Origin of the sequence: Pseudomonas bohemica (assembly GCF_002934685.1) — a bacterium.
Taxonomy (GTDB): Bacteria; Pseudomonadota; Gammaproteobacteria; order Pseudomonadales; family Pseudomonadaceae; genus Aquipseudomonas; species Aquipseudomonas bohemica.
In genome coordinates, this window is sequence record NZ_NKHL01000098.1 from 35,036 (window position 1) to 53,745 (window position 18,710).

General features: G+C 56.7%; 19 protein-coding genes. 11 read left to right on the top strand and 8 right to left on the bottom strand.

Going from position 1 to position 18,710, the window contains the following annotated elements; translation table 11 throughout:
• Positions 1-22 precede the first annotated feature (22 nt).
• Together CE491_RS08980 and CE491_RS08985 are read right to left on the bottom strand one after the other, a co-directional pair.
• A complete protein-coding gene (locus CE491_RS08980; protein WP_110948002.1) occupies positions 23-835 on the bottom strand; it encodes a nucleotidyltransferase family protein in 813 nt (270 codons plus the stop codon).
• On the bottom strand, positions 819-1,961 hold the full coding sequence (locus CE491_RS08985; protein WP_199885036.1) for an N-acetyltransferase: 1,143 nt from the start codon (positions 1,959-1,961) through the stop codon (positions 819-821). The genes CE491_RS08980 and CE491_RS08985 overlap by 17 nt, the downstream gene beginning before the upstream one ends.
• A gap of 386 nt (positions 1,962-2,347) precedes the next feature.
• On the opposite strand from CE491_RS08985, the gene CE491_RS08990 reads away from it, so the two are divergent.
• The 9 genes from CE491_RS08990 (at position 2,348) to CE491_RS09030 (ending at position 13,488) form a co-directional block, all read left to right on the top strand.
• Positions 2,348-4,084 carry a fatty acyl-AMP ligase gene (locus CE491_RS08990; protein WP_234407554.1) on the top strand — a complete coding sequence of 579 codons (1,737 nt, stop codon included), beginning with the start codon at positions 2,348-2,350 and terminating at the stop codon, positions 4,082-4,084.
• Positions 4,081-4,995 carry an NAD-dependent epimerase/dehydratase family protein gene (locus CE491_RS08995; RefSeq protein WP_110948004.1) on the top strand — a complete coding sequence of 305 codons (915 nt, stop codon included), beginning with the start codon at positions 4,081-4,083 and terminating at the stop codon, positions 4,993-4,995. The genes CE491_RS08990 and CE491_RS08995 overlap by 4 nt, the downstream gene beginning before the upstream one ends.
• A gap of 34 nt (positions 4,996-5,029) precedes the next feature.
• The gene (locus CE491_RS09000; protein ID WP_110948005.1) at positions 5,030-5,290 is read left to right on the top strand and encodes an acyl carrier protein; all 261 of its coding nucleotides are present in this window, start codon (positions 5,030-5,032) and stop codon (positions 5,288-5,290) included.
• Positions 5,277-6,470, top strand: a complete 1,194-nt coding sequence (gene spt, locus CE491_RS09005) for a serine palmitoyltransferase (protein ID WP_110948006.1) — start codon at positions 5,277-5,279, stop codon at positions 6,468-6,470. Before CE491_RS09000 ends, spt begins: the two co-directional genes overlap by 14 nt.
• Positions 6,471-6,549: 79 nt before the next feature.
• A complete protein-coding gene (locus tag CE491_RS09010) occupies positions 6,550-8,274 on the top strand; it encodes an ABC transporter ATP-binding protein (RefSeq protein WP_110948007.1) in 1,725 nt (574 codons plus the stop codon).
• A gap of 91 nt (positions 8,275-8,365) precedes the next feature.
• Positions 8,366-9,124, top strand: a complete 759-nt coding sequence (locus tag CE491_RS30700; RefSeq protein WP_234407555.1) for a nucleoside/nucleotide kinase family protein — start codon at positions 8,366-8,368, stop codon at positions 9,122-9,124.
• A gap of 16 nt (positions 9,125-9,140) precedes the next feature.
• The gene (locus CE491_RS09020) at positions 9,141-9,899 is read left to right on the top strand and encodes a nucleoside/nucleotide kinase family protein (RefSeq protein ID WP_234407556.1); all 759 of its coding nucleotides are present in this window, start codon (positions 9,141-9,143) and stop codon (positions 9,897-9,899) included.
• Between the two features lie 105 nt (positions 9,900-10,004).
• A complete protein-coding gene (gene cptA / locus CE491_RS09025) occupies positions 10,005-11,753 on the top strand; it encodes a phosphoethanolamine transferase CptA (RefSeq protein WP_110948009.1) in 1,749 nt (582 codons plus the stop codon).
• Between the two features lie 391 nt (positions 11,754-12,144).
• Complete coding sequence (locus CE491_RS09030; protein ID WP_110948051.1) at positions 12,145-13,488, top strand: DEAD/DEAH box helicase; 1,344 nt, start codon at positions 12,145-12,147, stop codon at positions 13,486-13,488.
• 103 nt (positions 13,489-13,591) lie between these two features.
• Here the strand turns inward: CE491_RS09030 and CE491_RS09035 are convergent, their stop codons facing one another.
• On the bottom strand, positions 13,592-13,867 hold the full coding sequence (locus tag CE491_RS09035; protein ID WP_110948010.1) for a hypothetical protein: 276 nt from the start codon (positions 13,865-13,867) through the stop codon (positions 13,592-13,594).
• A gap of 193 nt (positions 13,868-14,060) precedes the next feature.
• Here CE491_RS09035 and CE491_RS09040 point away from each other — a divergent pair, with 193 nt between their 5' ends.
• Positions 14,061-14,468 carry a transcriptional regulator gene (locus tag CE491_RS09040; RefSeq protein ID WP_110948011.1) on the top strand — a complete coding sequence of 136 codons (408 nt, stop codon included), beginning with the start codon at positions 14,061-14,063 and terminating at the stop codon, positions 14,466-14,468.
• A gap of 138 nt (positions 14,469-14,606) precedes the next feature.
• On the opposite strand, the gene CE491_RS09045 is transcribed toward CE491_RS09040, so the two are convergent.
• The 5 genes from CE491_RS09045 to CE491_RS09065 all read right to left on the bottom strand — a co-directional run bounded on the left by CE491_RS09045 (position 14,607) and on the right by CE491_RS09065 (position 17,722).
• Positions 14,607-15,479 carry a DUF6279 family lipoprotein gene (locus tag CE491_RS09045; protein WP_110948012.1) on the bottom strand — a complete coding sequence of 291 codons (873 nt, stop codon included), beginning with the start codon at positions 15,477-15,479 and terminating at the stop codon, positions 14,607-14,609.
• Between the two features lie 63 nt (positions 15,480-15,542).
• Complete coding sequence (locus CE491_RS09050; protein WP_110948013.1) at positions 15,543-16,295, bottom strand: TorF family putative porin; 753 nt, start codon at positions 16,293-16,295, stop codon at positions 15,543-15,545.
• Between the two features lie 161 nt (positions 16,296-16,456).
• Positions 16,457-16,942 carry a hypothetical protein gene (locus CE491_RS09055; RefSeq protein ID WP_110948014.1) on the bottom strand — a complete coding sequence of 162 codons (486 nt, stop codon included), beginning with the start codon at positions 16,940-16,942 and terminating at the stop codon, positions 16,457-16,459.
• Between the two features lie 198 nt (positions 16,943-17,140).
• A complete protein-coding gene (locus CE491_RS09060; RefSeq protein ID WP_110948015.1) occupies positions 17,141-17,320 on the bottom strand; it encodes a hypothetical protein in 180 nt (59 codons plus the stop codon).
• Between the two features lie 156 nt (positions 17,321-17,476).
• Entirely contained in the window at positions 17,477-17,722 is a 246-nt protein-coding gene (locus tag CE491_RS09065) for a hypothetical protein (protein ID WP_110948016.1), read from the bottom strand.
• Between CE491_RS09065 and CE491_RS09070 the strand changes: the two genes are divergently transcribed.
• Entirely contained in the window at positions 17,721-18,557 is an 837-nt protein-coding gene (locus CE491_RS09070) for a CvfB family protein (protein ID WP_110948017.1), read from the top strand. The two genes, CE491_RS09065 and CE491_RS09070, sit on opposite strands and share 2 nt — an antisense overlap.
• Positions 18,558-18,710 lie beyond the last annotated feature (153 nt).

Below are 18,710 nucleotides of genomic sequence, written 5' to 3' on the forward strand. Positions count from 1 at the left end.
GAATGCGCGAGCCTGGCGGTTTTCAAATGGATGCTCGCTGCCGGAGCGTTTTCTCGACAAGTATGAAGTCGTCAACGGTGTCGATATCAACGGCTGCGTCGGCAAACGGCATGATCACCGCGCCCACACGAACGCCCACTGCACGTGACATGCGTTGCATGGCCTGATCCAGGCTTAAGGTTCCGAGCAGATATCTGAGGGTTGAAGTAAAACCCAGCGCGCCCATGACGGTTCTTTTAGGATTTTTACGACGCTGCTCGATGTCTTTCCAAAAGTCGGCGACCTTTGCGCTTTCCTCCGTCATGAAGGCGAACAGGTTGCTGCCGCAGAAAGGCCCGCCTTTGAGTTTGATCGCTGTCCGTCTGTTGTCCGGGAATTTGGCCAATACGGTGGCAAGTGGCGTCAAGGCCACAGTCACGTCGCATCCGCTCATCTGGGAGCGTTCAAGAAAGTAATCGACAATCTCCGATTGCAGCAGAGCGTGATCGGCAGTCGTTACGAGTACCGGGCGTGTTCGAATGTGCGTCAATCCGCGATAGGCGCTTTGACTCGGTGACGCCGCAGGCTCAAGCATCGACAGCGCCCCGCAAGCGATCATGTCGCGCATCGTCGAGTCACCATCAAGCATCCGGCTGCCTGGGCCGACCAGCGTAATGTCCGATACATGCCTTGAGCCCTGTAATGCGCTCACTACCCGATAAAGCATCGGTAGGCCGTGTACGGGGGTCAACGCCTTGCAGCCCGCTTCACCCAATGCGGCTACAGGGTCCCCCGGATGTCTGTCACCTGCAAGGATCAGCGCCGAGAATCGAGCCAGCTCAGATGTGCTTTTCATAGAGCCGGTACCGCTTATAGGCTTTAGCACCTATGCGCTCCAGAATCCCACGCATTCCGGCGTTCGTTTCGAGGATCCAGGACATTTCCAGGGCCTCAATATTGCGCCGGACAAAAGGGGCTTTCAGTGCTTCGATGAGCAGTAATGCCAGGACTGGGCCTTGTCGGCTGAACTGATATTGCTGCCTGACACCCATCAATGGCACGCGTGCGGTACGTGTTCCGGAAACTTTCAGCTTCCAGATCAAACGCAGCCAACCGAACGGCAGCAATCGTCCTTTCAGGGGAGCGATAGCCTCATGAATATTGGGCATGGCTACGATGAATGCACACGGTTCGTCGTTGATTTCAGCAATATAAATAAGGTCACTTGGAACGAGAAACTTCAACTGCTTACCAAGCTCGGAAAATTCATGCTCGGTAAAAGGGACGTATCCCCAGTTATTGGCCCAGGCATCGTTGAATATCTGCCTCAGGATTTGCATTTCTGCGTCAAACTTACTCTTATCGATCGGCCGAATCCGGATCACCGATCTTTCTCTGTCCATCATTTTTTTTAGCGGGGCCGGAAAATCGAGCTCTTCGGTACGCATCCAGTAAGCGATCAAATCCATCGCAGGTTCGTAGTTCGAACCCAACACGTGATTTTCATAATAGGGATGGTTGTGATTCATGAACGCGGACGGCGGTGTATCAAACCCGTCGATTAAAAGGCCGCTCTCTTGATTGATATTCAGAGTGAAAGGCCCCGTAATCCGCTTGGCTTCTTGATCCCTAAGCCAGTGCTCGGCAGTGGCAATCAACACGGCAAAGACTTCAGGCTCGTCGATGGCGTCGAGCATGCCGAAGTGACCCGTGTCGGCTCCGTGCAAGTCCCGATGTAGAGCGTCTACCTGGGCGAGGATGCGACCTATCACCGCACCATCACGTCTTGCGAGCCAGGCTTGCCACTTGACATGCCCTGACGCAGGGTTCTTGTCTGAGAGGTGCTCTTGCCTTTCGACCCGCAGCGGTTCGATCCAATAGGGGTCGTTTTTATAGAGCATCCCGGGAAAGGTTATGAATTCGTTCAGCAACTGCCGATTTTCTACTGCCTCAATGGTAATCAGGTTGTTCGTGTTATTCATTGGCCTGCAGGTCTTCTAGGCAAAATGGTGAACGGTGAAGCCTGATTTCCAAATTTGAGCTAGGTATCCGGCGACGACCCCGGACTATCGCTGAAATATTTTGTTACGTCTACCCACCCTCATCAATGTGCAGTATCGATCAATTTGATAGTAACTCTCGATCTACAAGGCTGTAGTCTCTTGCGGAAGCTGTGGCAGCCTGTTTTTGAATATGGCTTGGGTTGGTGAGCCAATATTCTGCTCGAAATGATACCTGACCATGATCAGGCGTCCTTGATCCGGCTGTCCCTACGAACCTTGCCTTCCGCGTATACAGCAGCGTCTGCGCACCAAGCGCCAGTTGTCGTAGAACCTGATTAGAGTCCAACTTAATGACAGTTTTATATTTGTCCGAAACCAGCTCTGCTCACGAGCTGGTGCAGCGCCTCGCAGACTTCCCTTCTTTGACCGACGCGCTCGACTATGCAGCGTTGGGTCGTACCGGGATGAATTTCTACGATAGGCGCTGTCAGCTTACTGCAGTGCTTGAATACCGGGAGCTGAAGGTGAGGGCCCAGGGCGCTGCGAAAAGACTGCTGACTTTAGGTCTATCCAAAGGTGATCGTGTTGCGCTGATTGCGGACACGAAACCGTCATTCGTTGAGTTTTTCTTCGCGTGCCAGTACGCAGGTCTGGTCGCTGTTCCATTGCCGGTTCCTGCCGGCGTCGGGCAGCACCAATCATACGTTGAAAAGCTCCGTGGGCTGTTGGCAAGCTGCTCTCCGTCGGCGGTGCTGGGAGAGGAGGAATGGCTGCCATATGCGCGCGAAGCGCTGGATGCAACCGCTGTCAAGTTCATAGGCACGGATGACGAATTGGAGGCGCTTCCCTTGGGGCAGCCCACGTTCGTCGCCGCTCAACCTGATGACGTTGCCTACCTGCAATACACCTCCGGCAGTACTCGTTTTCCGCGCGGCGTCATGGTCACTCAGCGTTCGGTAATGGCCAATCTTCGAGGCATCAGCCTGGATGGGATCAGATTGCGTCCCGGTGATCGATGTATTTCCTGGTTGCCGTATTACCACGACATGGGCCTCGTAGGTTTTGTGCTGGCGCCCATGGCGACTCAGATTTCGGTCGATTACCTTCGCACTCAAGATTTCGCGATGCGCCCTAAGCAGTGGCTGAACTTGTTGAGTCGTAACAGAGGTACGGTTTCGGTTGCGCCGCCTTTCGGCTTTGATCTTTGCGTCCGTCGTTGCAGCCCTGCTGACGTCGACAGCCTGGATCTCTCGAACTGGCGAGTGGCAGGCGTGGGCGCGGAGCCGATTTCCATCGCTACACTCGATCGGTTTGCCGAGCACTTTGCGCTCGCTGGCTTCAAGGCTGATGCATTCATGCCGTGTTATGGGCTGGCGGAAAATACGCTGGCCGTGAGTTTCGCCCGAGCCGACACGGGTGCTCAGGTTGATCGCATCGACCGAGATATTCTGGAAACCGAGGGTAGGGCGGTCAGTGCTACCGAAAAATCGACAGCGGTCAGCGCTTTTGTCAATTGTGGCCGCCCACTGCCAGGGCACGAACTGCAGATCGTGGACGACTCTGACAACGTCTTGGCGGAGCGCAAGGTGGGCAGAATCGTGATCTCCGGCCCGAGCCTGATGACAGGCTATTTCGAAGATCCTGAGTCCATTCAAAAGCTGCGGGCAACACAGCGTCTCGATACCGGAGATCTTGGATATCTCTTTGATGGAAATCTTTACGTCACGGGGCGAAAAAAGGATCTCATCATCATCCGGGGACGCAACATCTGGCCTCAGGACATTGAGCTTATCGTCGAATCCGAGCCAGAAATCAGGCCGGGGGATGCGATCGTTTTCATTACCGATAAGGACGCCGAACCGTCGGTCGTGATCCAGGTTCAATACCGCATCCTCGACGAAGAGAAGAGAGCGCGCTTGTCGCATACCCTATTCGCAAAGATCCACAGCGAGTTCGGCATATCTCCCACCATCGACCTCGTACCGCCGCATAGTATCCCACGAACCTCGTCGGGCAAACCTGCGAGGGCTGAGGCCCGCAAGCGCTTTATGAGTCTTCGCGCAGCGCAGCGTGAGAGCTTTGCTGCTGCAGGACTTGCATGACGCCGCTAACGATCGCCCTGACCGGAGGAAGCGGGTTTATCGGCGGTCAGATTGCAAGGATGCTCGTGGCTCGCGGCGCTCATGTGCGCGCACTTAGCAGGACTCAATCCGGGCTGGAGAACGGCATCCTGTGGATCAAAGGCACACTCGAGGACGAGGATTCGCTTGCAAGGCTGGTTGAAGGGGCGAGCATCGTCATTCACTGCGCGGGGGCGGTTCGAGGGCGAAGTGCCCGTAGTTTCCAGATTGCAAATGTGCAAGGCAGTCGTCGTGTCGCACAAGCGGCTTGCAATTCCGGCACCTGCGAGCGCTTTCTGTTGATGTCGTCGCTTGCAGCCCGCCATCCGGAGCTCTCCTGGTACGCAAAATCCAAGCATGATGCCGAGCAGGAAGTCCTCCGGGTAGCGGGAACCATGGGGATAACCATCTTCAGGCCTACTGCCGTCTATGGCCCCGGCGATCGTGAATTGCGGCCTCTGTTTACATGGTTGCTCAAGGGGCTTTTGGTCAGACTCGGCGCACGCGATTCGCATCTGAGTTTTGTGCATGTCTTTGACCTTGTAGCGGCAGTTGCCCACTGGTTGGGATCGCCGATTACAAAGTCGGCCATCTACGAGATCAGTGACGGCACGCTGGGCGGATACAGCTGGAAAGGTCTGGCAAAAATCGCGGCTGATATCCGTGCGGCTCCAGTTCGATCGCTTGCCATATCCACGACTGTTCTCAGAACGATTGCCTGCGCAAATTTCGCGATTTCTTACATGGTGCGCAGGGCTCCCATGCTGACTACCAGCAAAGTCAACGAACTCACACACCCTGACTGGACATGCAGCAACACTGCGATCACGGTCGCAACGGGTTGGATTCCTCAAATCAAGTTGCGGCGTGCTCTGCAGGAAGGTTTGTTTTGAACGTGTGCGAATTCGCGCGCTAACGAGGCTGAATATGTTTACGCAAGATGTGATTCTGGAAAATGTACTGGTGTGTCTTCGCGACATGATTCCGGGTGCAGAGACGGTAGGCCCGGATAGCGACATGGTCGACGACCTTGGCCTTGAGTCGGTCAAGATGATGGACCTGTTGATGAAGCTTGAGGACGATTATGACCTGTCGATTCCGATCAACATCCTGATGGACGTTCGCACCCCGAGACAACTCGCTGCGTCTCTGATTGGCTACCTGGAGAAACGTAATGGGCCTGTATGACAAGTTTTCCCGCCTGGCAGCCGAACGCTCCAGCCTGCAGTCGCTTGACCCCAGTCCCTTTGGCACTCGGATAGACGTCGTATACTCATCGACGCGCGGGCGCATTGGTGGAACCGATGTAATTCTGGCCGGCACCAATAACTACCTGGGCCTCACGTTCGATGAGGACGCTATCGAAGCCGCGCGGCACGCATTGACGGTAGAAGGTACGGGCACCACCGGTTCCCGCATGGCCAATGGCAGCTATGGTAGTCATTCGGCGCTTGAATCCGAGTTAGCCACATTCCTCAATCGACCATCGGTCATGGTTTTTTCAACCGGTTACGTGGCCAATCTGGGCATTATCGGAACGCTGGCCGGCCCGCGCGAAGTGGTGCTGCTCGACGCCGATTGTCACGCGAGTATCTATGATGCATGCACCTTGGGTGGGGCGGAAATCATCCGTTTTCACCACAACGATGCCAAAGATCTTGAGCGCCGCATGCTGCGTCTGGGCGATCGGGCCAAGGATGCACTGATCATCGTGGAGGGCATCTATAGCATGCTCGGCGACGTTGCTCCGCTAAAGGAAATCGTGGACGTAAAACGCCGTCTCGGTGGCTTCCTGCTCGTCGACGAGGCGCACTCGTTCGGTGTCATGGGGGCTAACGGGCGAGGGCTGGCAGAGGAGCAGGACGTAGAAGATGATGTGGATATCATCCTGGGAACCTTCAGCAAAAGCCTGGCAGCTATCGGTGGTTTTGCGGCGGGCCGCAGCAGTGAGATGGAAGTGCTGCGCTACGCCAGCCGTCCCTATATTTTCACGGCGTCACCATCACCCTCTGTCGTGGCATCCGTAAGATCAGCGTTGAAGACCATTGCTGCTCGCCCACAACTGCGCGAGAAACTCTGGAGTAACGCACAAAGGTTGTATGACGGCCTGGCGGCGCTGGGCTATTCGATGGGGCCGCGTGTGAGTCCTGTTGTCCCGGTGATGGTAGGGAGCAAAGAGCAGGGAGTGAAGTTTTGGCGAGCGCTGATCGATCAGGGTGTGTACGTCAATCTGGTGCTTCCACCGGCCACGCCGTCGGGCGTCACGCTGGTTCGCTGCAGTGTCAGCGCAGCTCATACGTCCGTGCAAATTGATCAGATCATCGAAGCCTTCGCAGCTCTGCGACCATCGCTGAAGCTTACGGCCTGAGGGTGTGGAGCGCAGACGGCGGTTGTAGCGCAGGGCCGTGCCTTGCGTTGCAGAGAACCTTGTATCCAATGTGAGTGTTATGCGAATTATTTTTGCTTTTGGTCGTTCGTATCCAATACGAACGGCACTGATGCTGCTAAGCCTTGTTGTCGCGGGGCTGGTTGAGAGTGTCAGCCTGACGACCATGCTGCCCTTGATGTCGGTGATGCTGGGCGACAACGCGCACTCTACGTTTGGCGCCCTTGTCGGTAACGTGCTTCAGTCTGCTGGGTTGGAACCCACGATCATTACGCTGCTGATCATTATCGTCGTGGGCATGGCGATCAGCAGTCTTCTGATTCTGCTCGCCAACCGCCAGGTCGGCTATACCGTTGCGCATGTCGCGACCGACCTGCGGGTGGATTTGATCAATGCGACTTTGGGCAGTCGCTGGGAATACTATCTGCGTCAACCGGGTGGAGCGTTGGCTAACGCAGTAGCGACCGAAGCCTACCGAGCATCGACCGCTTATGAGCATGCCGCCAACATGGTTGCGCTGTCCATCCAGGCGATTGCCTATGGTGTCATTGCGCTGTTCGTCTCTTGGCAAGCTGCGTTGGTGTGCCTGTGCGTCGGCGTGGTAATCCTGTTCGCGCTCCGCGGACTGGTCAAAACGTCTCGCAAAGCGGGCAAAGGCCAGACAAGCCTGATGCGCGAGTTACTGATCAGCCTCAGCGATACGCTGGGGTCAGTCAAACCGTTGAAAGCAATGGCTCGGGAGGATATTGCCGATTCGTTGTTGCGCCATCAGGCCGCAGAACTTAATGGGGCGATGGAGAAAGAGGTTACCAGTCGCGAAACCCTGCGGGCGCTGCAGGAGCCTTTGCTGGCCATCCTCGCGGCGGCCGGTCTTTATGCAGGCCTGGTCATCTGGAAGCTGCCGCTGTCATCGGTCATGGTGCTCATCTTCATGGTGGTGCGAGTTCTGGGTCTCATGCATAAGGCGCAGCAGCGCTATCACCGCATGGCAGCTCAGGAGAGTGCATTCTGGGCATTGCGTGAAGCAGTCGTGACAGCCAAGGCCGAAGCCGAGCCCGTTGGCGGCACCGTGCAACCAACCCTCAGCAACCGGATCGAGTTTCAGAACGTCACCTTTACCTACGGTGAGCGCAAAGTCCTGAACAACACCTCACTGGCCTTCGACGTCGGAACAATGACGACGCTCGTGGGGCCGTCCGGAGCGGGGAAAACCACAATCCTCGACCTGGTGTGTGCACTGCTGAACCCTCAACAAGGGCGAGTGCTCATTGATGGTGTCGCGCTTGCTGAGCTTGATCGCCGTAAGTGGCGTCGCATGATTGGTTATGTGACGCAAGAGACACTGCTGCTGCATGACACCGTGCTGGCGAATGTCACCTTGGGTGAGCCTGCCTTGACCGAAGCGGACGCCGAGCGCGCGTTGCGCCAGGCAGGTGCATGGGAGTTTGTCTCGCAACTCCCCCACGGCCTGCTGTCGGTCGTGGGCGAGCGGGGTGGCAAGCTGTCGGGCGGTCAGCGGCAACGAATAGTCATCGCGCGTGCACTGGCTCACCGGCCTCAACTGCTCATCCTCGATGAAGCGACCAGCGCGCTGGACCCGGAAGCCGAGAAAGGTATCTGTGAGTCGCTGAAGGCCCTGGCGCCGGAAATTACCATCATTGCCGTTTCGCATCGTCCAGGACTAATCGACATTGCTGACGAAATCATCGAGCTGAGGGACGGCGAAATCAGGCGACTGAAAAACCGTACTTACCTGGCGACCGACGTTTCAAATACGCAAGCCTGACGCTGCAGCTCGTTTCTTCTCACTCGTACAAGATGGCCCGACGATGTCCTCGACCTATACCAATCAGCAAGCACCTGCGCCGGATCATCGAATGGATCGATCCGTTGAAGCCCAGAATCTAGAACGCCCGCAGCGCTCGGACAGTCGAGGACAGAAACTTGGGCCGTTGATCGCCTTTGTGGGATGTGACGGCTCCGGCAAATCAACGGTGTCCGAGGCAATCCTCAACTGGCTGAGTGAATCGCAGGCGGTGCAAAGCTGCCATTTGGGCATTCAGTCGAAACAAATCGGTGAGAGATTGGTGAGGTTGCCGTTGGTAGGCAAGTCGATCGGTCGCCTGATCGCCGCCAATTCGCCACGCGGCAATAAGCAGCACGCGCAACAGACAAAAGGCCCGAGCACATTGGCGGCTCTGGCGATATTCCTGTTGTCGGTACGCCGTTATCGTCGCTACGAGAAGATGATGAAACTGCGACGCCAGGGGATCACGGTAATCGCCGATCGTTTTCCACAAATTGCGGTCGCCAATATGAAGATCGATGGCCCGGGGCTGCTGGCTGCCAAACACCGCAATGGGTTGATTCGCTTTCTTGCCTGGCGCGAGAAAAAACTCTACGACTACATGATCAGCTACCGCCCGGTTCTGGTGGTTCGGTTGAACGTGGATGTGGAAACCGCTTTTGCGCGCAAACCTGATCATCGCTACGAATCGTTGGCGCTCAAGATCGCCAATGTCCCCAAGCTTGAATACCAGGGAGCGCCGATTCTGGATCTGGATAGCCGGTTGCCCCTCGAAGAGGTGATTGCGCAAGCCAAGGCCGCAGTGTCTCGCAGCCTTGCAGAACGGTAGGGGATGGATGGCTAACGTGCGCTCCCTGTTCGGCACTCAGTCCGCGAGAGCCAAGCGTTCTCTGGCGCCACTTGTGGCCATTATTGGGTCCGACGGCGCTGGAAAAACCACAGTGGCCGAGCACTTATGCTCGGCTTGGGCAAGCGAGGGCGCTGCCTATGCATACCTGGGATTGGGCACTGGGGCCATAGGGCTGAAAATTCAGGCCTGGCCGTTGATTGGGCCCGCCGTCAGTCGAAGATTGGCGGCCAAGGCGACGCAGGCTCGTACCAAAGGCGAGAAAATCCCCGGGGTCTTCACGGCGTTGATCATCTACGGCTTCTCGCTGCTGCGTGTCCGTCGTTTCAATCAGATGCAAGCTCTACGTAACGGGGCCTCAGTCGTCATTTGCGACAGGTATCCCCAGGTAGATGTGCCGGGGTTCTACGATGGCCCCGGTCTCAATGCATCAACACCTTCCGGCCGCGTTACGGCATGGCTGGCGAAGCGGGAGTTTGCCCTTTACCAGCAGATGGTCAGCCATCTGCCGACGCTGGTCATTCGATTGAACATCGACACTGAAACGGCATTTTCCCGTAAGCCCGACCACAACCTTTCATTGCTGCGACAGAAGGTACAAGCGACATCTTCGCTACGTTTCAATAACGCGAAAATCATCGACGTGGATGCCAGCCAGCCGCTAGAGCGTGTGCAGGCCATATGCGCCCAACTGATACGTCAGTTGCTCACCAATCAGCAAAGCGATCTCACCCAAACGCCAAAGCACAATATTTGAAGCGTTCAGACGCGCTTTATCTCAATGACCCCGCGTCGTTGCATCACAGGGTTCGGTGCCTGAAGGTCTGCCGCGCTCACGCAGAGCGTTTTAATCGAGGATGTTATGAAAGCTAAAGTCTCGCCACCTGCTACACCGAACCGAACAGGTTGGGCGCACCTGGGCTGGGCCTACCTGTTTTTTTGGTATTTCTCGGGGGTCACACAGCTTCTCATCATTCGAGCCGGCGTTGCAGGCTGGAAGGGGATGATCCAGGCGTCGATGGTCACGCTACTGTGGCTGGTTCCCCTGATCCTGTTTCCGGCCCGTGCGAGGATCCTGTCGGGTGTAATCGGTCTTGTTCTCTGGGCGTCCTCATTGACGGGGCTGGGTTATTTCCTGATCTACGGGCAGGAGTTTTCTCAAAGCGTGATTTTCATCATGTTCGACTCGAACATGCAGGAGTCGACCGAGTACCTGGGGCATTATTTTTCCTGGTCGATCGTGGCAGCGATCGTTGCGTACAGCTTGGGCGGCCTGCTGTTGTGGACGCGGGTCAAGCCGGTGTATTTGCCCCGCAAGGCGCTTGTTACATGCTGCGTTCTGTTCATCGCTGTGGGTGTTGCCTTCAATGCGATCAATCAATACCGCAAGCGTGCGACCATTCAGCTGGCTGCGGCAAAATTCGAAGAAAACATCGAAGCAGCGGCTCTTTGGCAGATGGTGGTCGGCTATCACCAGTATCGTCAGCAACTCGCCGAAATGTCGAAGATGATGGCGACCCAGGCGCAAATACCTCCGCTGAAAAACCTCACCGATGTCCATGCGGGACAGCGCTCCACACTGGTATTGGTTATTGGCGAATCAACGAACCGGGAGCGTATGAGTCTCTACGGTTACGATCGCCCAACGACGCCGAATCTGGATCAACTGCGTGGCCAGTTGCAGGTATTCAACCAAGTCGTAGCGCCGCGTCCCTACACGATCGAGACGCTCCAGCAACTGCTGACATTTGCAGACGAAGAGCATCCGGATCGCTACCTGAGTACCCCAACGTTGATCAGCGTGATGAAGCAGGCCGGTTACAAGACGTTCTGGATTACCAACCAGCAGACCATGACCAAGCGCAACACGATGCTGACGCTATTTTCCCAGCAGGCGGATGAGCAGACATATCTGAACAATAACCGCGATCAGAACGAAACCAGTCAGTACGATGGGGATGTGCTCGATCCGTTCTCCAAAGTGCTGGAGGACGACGCGCCACGCAAACTGATCGTGGTTCACCTGTTGGGCACGCACATGAGCTACAAGTATCGCTATCCGCCGACTTACGATTACTTCAAGGATCGTGTTGGTGTGCCAGCAAATGTCACTGAAGGCCAGCTGGCTGTCTATAACAGCTACGACAACGCGGTGCGTTACAACGACTATGTCGTCTCTTCGCTGATCAAGCGTTTTAGCGACACGGATCCCAACGGTTTCCTGCTCTACCTTTCCGATCACGGCGAATCGGTATACGACCCAGTAGCACCGCAGGTGTTGGGGCGTAATGAGGCAGCGCCCACCCGGCCGATGTACACGGTGCCCTTCATCGTTTGGAAGTCACCCAGCTGGAAAGCAGCACAGGGGACGACCCTTGAGCCAGCAGACTATCTGGCACGCCCCTACAGTACATCGCATTTCATTCACACCTGGACTGATCTGGCAGGGTTACGTTTTGATGAGTTCGAGCCAAATAGAAGCATCGCTAATGCAGGATATAAGCCTGAACCTCTGTTGATCGGCAATCCGCACAGTCCTGGCAGTCTGAGGGACTTCAGTCAGCTTCCTGCCACACCCGTGCAAAGCGTCGTTGCACAAGGCGTACAGTAGGAGAGATGAGAGGTTCTCGGCACTGAATCTGACGGTAGAGAAGACAGCGCTGCTGTGGCGCAGTCACTCTTCTAAAAGCGTTTGCAGCATCCAGCATAGGATGAGCAGAGTGCCGACTGCAGCAACAGGATTCTTCAGAGGGGGTCGCTGCGTCATCCCGCGAGCAGTCGCCCATAGTTCCTGGAAGCGCAGCCAGAGGGATGAAGTGTCCAAGAGCGCAAGATGTCCTGAAGAAAAAAGCGGGCGCGATTGGAGCATTGTCAGGTTGCCCAGGGCACTAGCGGGAAAATCCATAACAAAATAGGCCCTTTGAGGTAAAGAAACTCGGCGAATGCGGCTTAAACCGGTAACCTATGCGACTGTTTTTTTGTATTCCGCCGAGGTAACACCCGTGTTCTCCCAATTCGCCCTGCACGAACGCCTGCTCAAAGCCGTGGCCGAACTCAATTTCGTCGAGCCTACGCCTGTGCAAACAGCGGCCATTCCGCTGGCGCTGGAAGGACGCGATCTGCGGGTGACGGCGCAAACCGGCAGTGGCAAGACCGCCGCTTTCGTACTCCCGATGCTCAATCGCCTGATCGGCCCGGCCAAGGTTCGTGTCGATATTCGTGCGCTGATCCTGCTGCCGACCCGCGAGCTGGCGCAGCAGACCCTCAAGGAAGTCGAGCGCTTTTCCCAGTTCACTTTCATCAAGGCCGGCCTGATCACTGGCGGCGAGGACTTCAAGGTTCAAGCCGCCATGCTGCGCAAGGTGCCGGATATCCTGATCGGCACGCCGGGTCGTCTGCTGGAGCAGCTGAACGCCGGCAACCTGGACCTCAAGCACGTTGAACTGCTGGTGCTCGACGAAGCCGACCGCATGTTGGACATGGGCTTTGCCGAAGACGTCGAGCGTCTGGCCAACGAGTGCGCCAATCGTCAGCAGACCATGCTGTTCTCTGCGACCACCGGTGGTTCGGGCTTGCGCGAGATGATCGGCAAAGTGCTGAAAGACCCGCAGCACCTGCAGGTCAACAGCGTCAGCGAGCTGGCCGAAGGCACGCGTCAGCAGATCATCACTGCCGACCACAACGTGCATAAGGAGCAGGTCCTGCATTGGCTGCTGGCCAACGAAACCTACAAGAAAGCCATTATCTTCACCAACACCCGCGCCATGGCCGACCGTATCTATGGCCGTCTGGTGGCGCTGGAATACAAGACGTTCGTGCTGCATGGCGAGAAGGATCAGAAGGATCGCAAGCTGGCGATCGATCGTTTGAAGCAGGGCGGGGTGAAAATTCTGGTGGCGACCGATGTCGCGGCTCGCGGTCTTGACGTTGATGGCCTGGACATGGTCATCAACTTCGACATGCCACGCACCGGCGACGATTACGTCCACCGCATCGGTCGCACTGGCCGTGCCGGCGCCGAGGGCTTGGCGATCTCGCTGATCACCCACGGCGACTGGAACCTGATGTCGAGCATCGAGCGTTACCTGAAGCAGAAGTTCGAACGCCGCACCATCAAGGAAGTGAAGGGCACCTATACCGGGCCGAAGAAGGTCAAGGCCTCGGGCAAGGCGGTTGGCGTGAAGAAGAAAAAGTCCGACGCCAAGGGTGTCGACAAGAAGAAAACCGCCGCCAAAGGCCCGACCAAGCGCAAGACGGTGAACCGTCCGAAGGCTGAGTCGCTGGTGAGCCAGGATGGTTTGGCGCCGCTGAAGAAGCGCGTTACTCGGCCTCCAGTCTCTGAGTAGACAGCAATCTTTGGAGGAGCGCGCTTGAGGTCCGTCAGGTCAATATTTCGCAACTGACAGAATGCAATCGCGGGCCAGCGCGCTCCTACATAGCTACATCCGGTTACTCCTGCGCATTCTTCGCCGCCTCATCCATCTCCTTCATACGCTGATCGATCAACTGGCATTTGTCGGGCACGTCCTTGGCAGCCGTTTCCAGCTGCATGTCTTTTATCTCCTGATTCAATTCCTTGGCCTTGGCCGGATTCTGCTGCGTCAGCTTTTGCACTTCCTGGGCGAGCTGCTCGCGTTTGGCTTCGGCCTCTTCGGGCGTGCAACCCCAGGCGGACATAGCGGCGAGCAGCGTCAGCGCGGCAGTGATGCTCATCAGGGTTTTCATGGTTGCCTCTGTTTTCATTTGCGGGCTTGTTGAAATGGAGGGGCAGGTGTCGGCAAAAGTTCAGCATTCGACCACTGGGCCAGCGGGCTGAACGGCTAACGGCGCGGCCGGTCACACCTGATGAGCACCAGGCCCGACGACCGGACGTCGCGGGTTGCAATCCCCACTTCGCCCCGCTGCTGGAGGTAGGAATATGTCGAACAAATATGATTGGGACCTGATCGAGCGTCTGCTACACGAAGTACAGAACGGCGCCGATAAAACGTTCGCCCCACGTAAATACGCCGAAGAACATGCGGCGACCAAAGCACAGGCCGGAGAAAGCGTCGAAAGTCTGGATGCGCTGAAAATGAGTGCGGCCGATCTGGAAGCGCTGCTGCTCAAACGCGGCTTCATCGAGTCGCGGCCGGAAGAAGAAGGCGGCAATGGCGAGAATTTCATTCTGACCCCGCGCGGGTCGAGCCTGCTGGCGATGATCGACAGCAGCATTCCTGGTAATGCTCCGCCGCGTCAGGTGCTGGACGATCAGACCGATGCGCTGGATCCGAATACCTTCGATACGGTGTCGTCCAAGGCGCAGGTGGCTCCAGGCGCCATCTGATCCCGGTGTCATTTGAATGGTAGGAGCGCGCCCGCGAAGGCGGTTGATCAAACACATTCATATCAACCGATCTGCCGCATTCGCGGGCAAGCGCGCTCTTACAAAGACGCGTGTTCCCGGCTGGCTTTCAACGGCGTTTCAAGGCGCCTTCTTTACCCCTTTCAGACAACTCAAGTTCGTAAAGTCCTGACGCACATCCGCGATCTTCTCCAACAATTTCTGCCGCTGCTCAAGCGAGCTCTGCGCCATCAAGTCAGTGATCAGCGAAATCGCCGCCTGTTCGGTATGGTCGTACGCCTGGCGATATTCCGGGGTCCAGAAGGTCTGCCGGTCCTGTAGCAACTTCGTGATTTTCTGATCGAATTCCGGCGCCTGCCGCTGCTTGACGGCGCTGAGCAACAGCGCCTGCCAGTGCGCGCGGTTGTCGATCCATAGACGGTTCTGTTCGCCCAGCGATGTCGACCATTGCATCACACGCTCTTTCTGTGTCGGACTGAGTTTGCCGATCCACGGGTTCAGGCGCTTTTCCATGCGTTGAGCGCGGTCCTTGATCTGCCGATCCAGTGGCTGGTCGACGAAATCCGATTCGTGCTCGCTCATGTCCTTGGCAAACGCGGCTTGCATCTCCGCCACTTGCCGATCATCGAGCTGGCGTAGCAACTGGACCGCGGAGGGGGTGATTTCCCGGGAGATGGTGGCGATGGCCTGACGGGCTTCGGCGGTGCGCGCCTTGAGTTGGGTTTCATTGACCTGATTAGTTTCGACCATGCCCTGCAGCCGATCGAGCCAGCTCAAATAGCTGGGGATCTGCGTCGTGCAATGCCAGCTCAAATGCTCCTTGAGACGCTCATCCAGCCAATCCTTCTGCGAGGCGTTCATGTCCAGATAGTCGCCGAGCGACCAGGGAATGATCAAATCCAGATGCCGGTAAGTCAGACCAATCTGGCTGCAACCTGTCAGCAACATCAGGCTCAGCCACAGTGAAGTGCAGGTCCTTAACACAATACCCATGACAGCTCCTTGCCGGTTCGTCTCCCAGGTATAGAGCGAGCCAGGTCAAGGCGGTTCAGCCGATCAGAAGAACGAGCGCACGATCTTCAGCGTCACGGCGCTTTCGCACTGGGTGTTGTGCCCGCTGTAGGCACTGCAATCGGCACCGGTAAGGCTCGAGCCGCTGTACATCAGGTTCATGTCCATGCCCAGCCACGGGCGCGAGATATTGAACGACCAGTCGTTGTAGGCGCTGACCACGCCGCCGCCGTCGATGACTGACGGTGTTTCGAGCTGGTGATTGCCGTATTGCATGCGCAGGTCCAGCCCCAGCGGAACGAGGCCACCGAGACCGCCCAGATCGAGAAACAACGTGCTGTCCTGACGTCCTGCGTCGGTGCTGACCGCTGTGCCGATGCGGCTGTCGAAGATGCGAAAACCGGCGTACAGCTCATGGCTGTCGATCTGATTGGTGTTGGGGTAGCTGTAGCGAATAACCCCCAGCTCATAGCCCAGGGTCTTGTCGAACGGCTTCTTGAAGCCCAGGTAGGAATCGACTTCGAGCGAGGTGTCCGGCGCAAGCCCGGCGCTGGGCGACCATTGCCCGAAATAGAAACCGCTCTCATGGGTAAGGTCCAGCCCGCCGTGGAAGTTGGTATCGCCACTGCTTGGCGTCACCAGGCCCTGGGCCATGGTACGGCTCGGCGTGGTGCTGACCTTGAGACTGAAGTCCCCCAACTCCCGCTCCAGAACCTGAGCGCTGGCGGATTGGTACACGAGCATCGCGCCGATCAGCAGCGCGCCGGAACAGCGTGTAAAACAGCGAGCATTAGGCATGCTTCACTCCTTTCAGATTCAGAGGAGTGGATCGAAGGTGTCATATCGAAATGCCAAAAGGCTCGATAGGAACCGCGAGCTAGAGCCTCGCAAGCATACCGGCGAATGCCGTCATGAATCGACCGCTGGTCGATTCATGGCAGAAAAATTGAACTTCGCGATCAGTTGTTCTGCGAAATCAACTTGTTGACGACAATCAGCGCTTGAGAAAACGACGGGTAGCCGCTCCGGGCGACGTCAAGTTCATCGTATTTGGCACGGTATGCCCGGGCCTGTTCCTGATCCACCGGGCCCGACAATTGCGCGAGCAAAGCGATGGCCAGCGGGTATCTGTGATCGGCCGACTCCTGCAGCAGGTCGTGCACCCTGGAGCCTTCCGTATTCAGACGCAGCAACAGCACGGCTTGGTAGAACTGGGCCTCGCCGGTCTGATCATGTTGTGCGGCGCGGGTCAGCAAAGCGCTCGCCAGCTCATAGCTCTCCTGGCGACGCTCGTTGATGATCCATTTGGCTTGCAGCATGTCGTTCTGATAGAGCAGGTAATCGGTCCGACAGCTACTGCCTGGTGTCGAGGTGTCGCAGCCGTGCGTCGCACAACCACCCAGGCCAAGGCAGAGCAGGGCGCCGAAAAACATCCATTTGTTCATATCGGGTTTCCGCAGAGACGTCTGGTCATTCAGGGCATCGTCCGGTCTGTCGCGTGTCGCAGCCCATTCAGGACGAGCGGCTATGTCGAGACAGTAAAGCAGAGGTTTGCAGAAGCGGGCTTAATGAGTCAGGGAGCGATGGACCTGGCGCCTTGTGATCAAAGCGCCTGGGATGTCGACCGCGGAGGCGGGGAAAAATTACTTTTTACCGAGGGAGATCTGTTTCGAGGCGCCAAAGGTCTGACCGCTTACGCCTTTGGCGATCTGCTGGATCTCGCCGCCGGATTTCAGGAAAGCTGCAATTTGTACGTTGATCGAATCGCTGGTCTCAACGGCTGGAGCTGGCTTGGCTTTCGAGTTGGATGCTTTTACGCGCATGGCTGCTATTAACCTATATAAAATTAATACGGCCGGCCATCTTATCGGAATTCGTGGGAAATTGCTTGGCAATCATCCGAGCGGTTCGCTAATTATCCATTCGACACCGCAGGCCGATTAATCCCTGCGACGCAAAGCCTTTCGCGCGGATATCGGCTAAATGCCTGTTTTAATTGCCAAGTCCCGCGCCGATTGTGGCGTAATTTCTTCAGGAATATCCTTCGGCGTCTCCCTGTTCACCTGACGAATGGCGCTGATGTCGCCTGCGTCTGGCAGGCTGCCATCGCCAAAAGCCTGATTTTCAAGGCTTGCACGCAAGCCACGCCACGCCTCCACGCGCGACCGGCAATGAGCGCGCAAACTCGGGTAGAATGCCGCCCACGCAATGAGGGAATTGGACATGGCTTTAGTCGGGCGCTACAACAGTTTGCAAGTGGTGAAACACACTAACTTCGGTTTATATCTTGACGGCGCTCAGGACGGCGAAATATTGCTGCCCAATCGTTATATTCCCAAAGATATTCCCAGTGAAGATGAAGACTGGTTGAACGTCTTTATTTATCTGGACAGCGATGACAAGTTAATCGCCACCACTGAAAAACCAAAAGTTCAGGTCGGTGAGTTCGCAAGTCTGAAAGTGGTCGAGGTCAACAGCATCGGCATCTTCCTGGATTGGGGGCTGCCCAAGGATTTGCTGCTGCCTTACTCCGAGGAAAAGCGTACGCTGAAGGCTGGCGACTACTGCGTGGTGCACGTCTATCTCGACAAGCACACTCGCCGCATCACCGCCACCACCCGGCTGGACCGCTACCTGGACAAGGTGCCGGCCAACTATGCAGTGGGGCAGCAAGTCGACCTGCTGGTTGCCGAAGAAACCGCGATGGGATTCAAGGCGATCATCAACAACAAGCATTGGGGGCTGATTCATAAGAACGAAGTCTTCAAGTTCCTGCGTTCGGGCAAACAGGAAAAAGGCTTTATCAAGGAAGTGCGCAGCGACGGCAATATCAGCCTGAGTCTGCAACCGGTGGGCGAGCAGCTGGCCAGCAGTCTCAATGCCAAGATCCTCGAGAAGTTGCGCCAGAACAACGGCGTGCTGCCGGTCAGCGACAAGAGCGACCCGGCGCTCATCAGCAACTTGTTCGGGGTCAGCAAGGGCAACTTCAAGAAGGCCATCGGCGCTCTGTACAAGCAGGGCCAGATCGTGATTCATGCCGATCGTATCGAACTGGCTTGATGCGTACCGCACGCGCGTCTGATTGACCAGGAGGCAGCGTGCGTTTGCGTCAGATGTAGCGGTTGACGAATGCCTTACAGGAGCGCGCCTGCCGGCGATGGCTGTTCGTCTGTGCCGTAATGGGTGACTGATACAGCCAATCGCAGGCAAGCA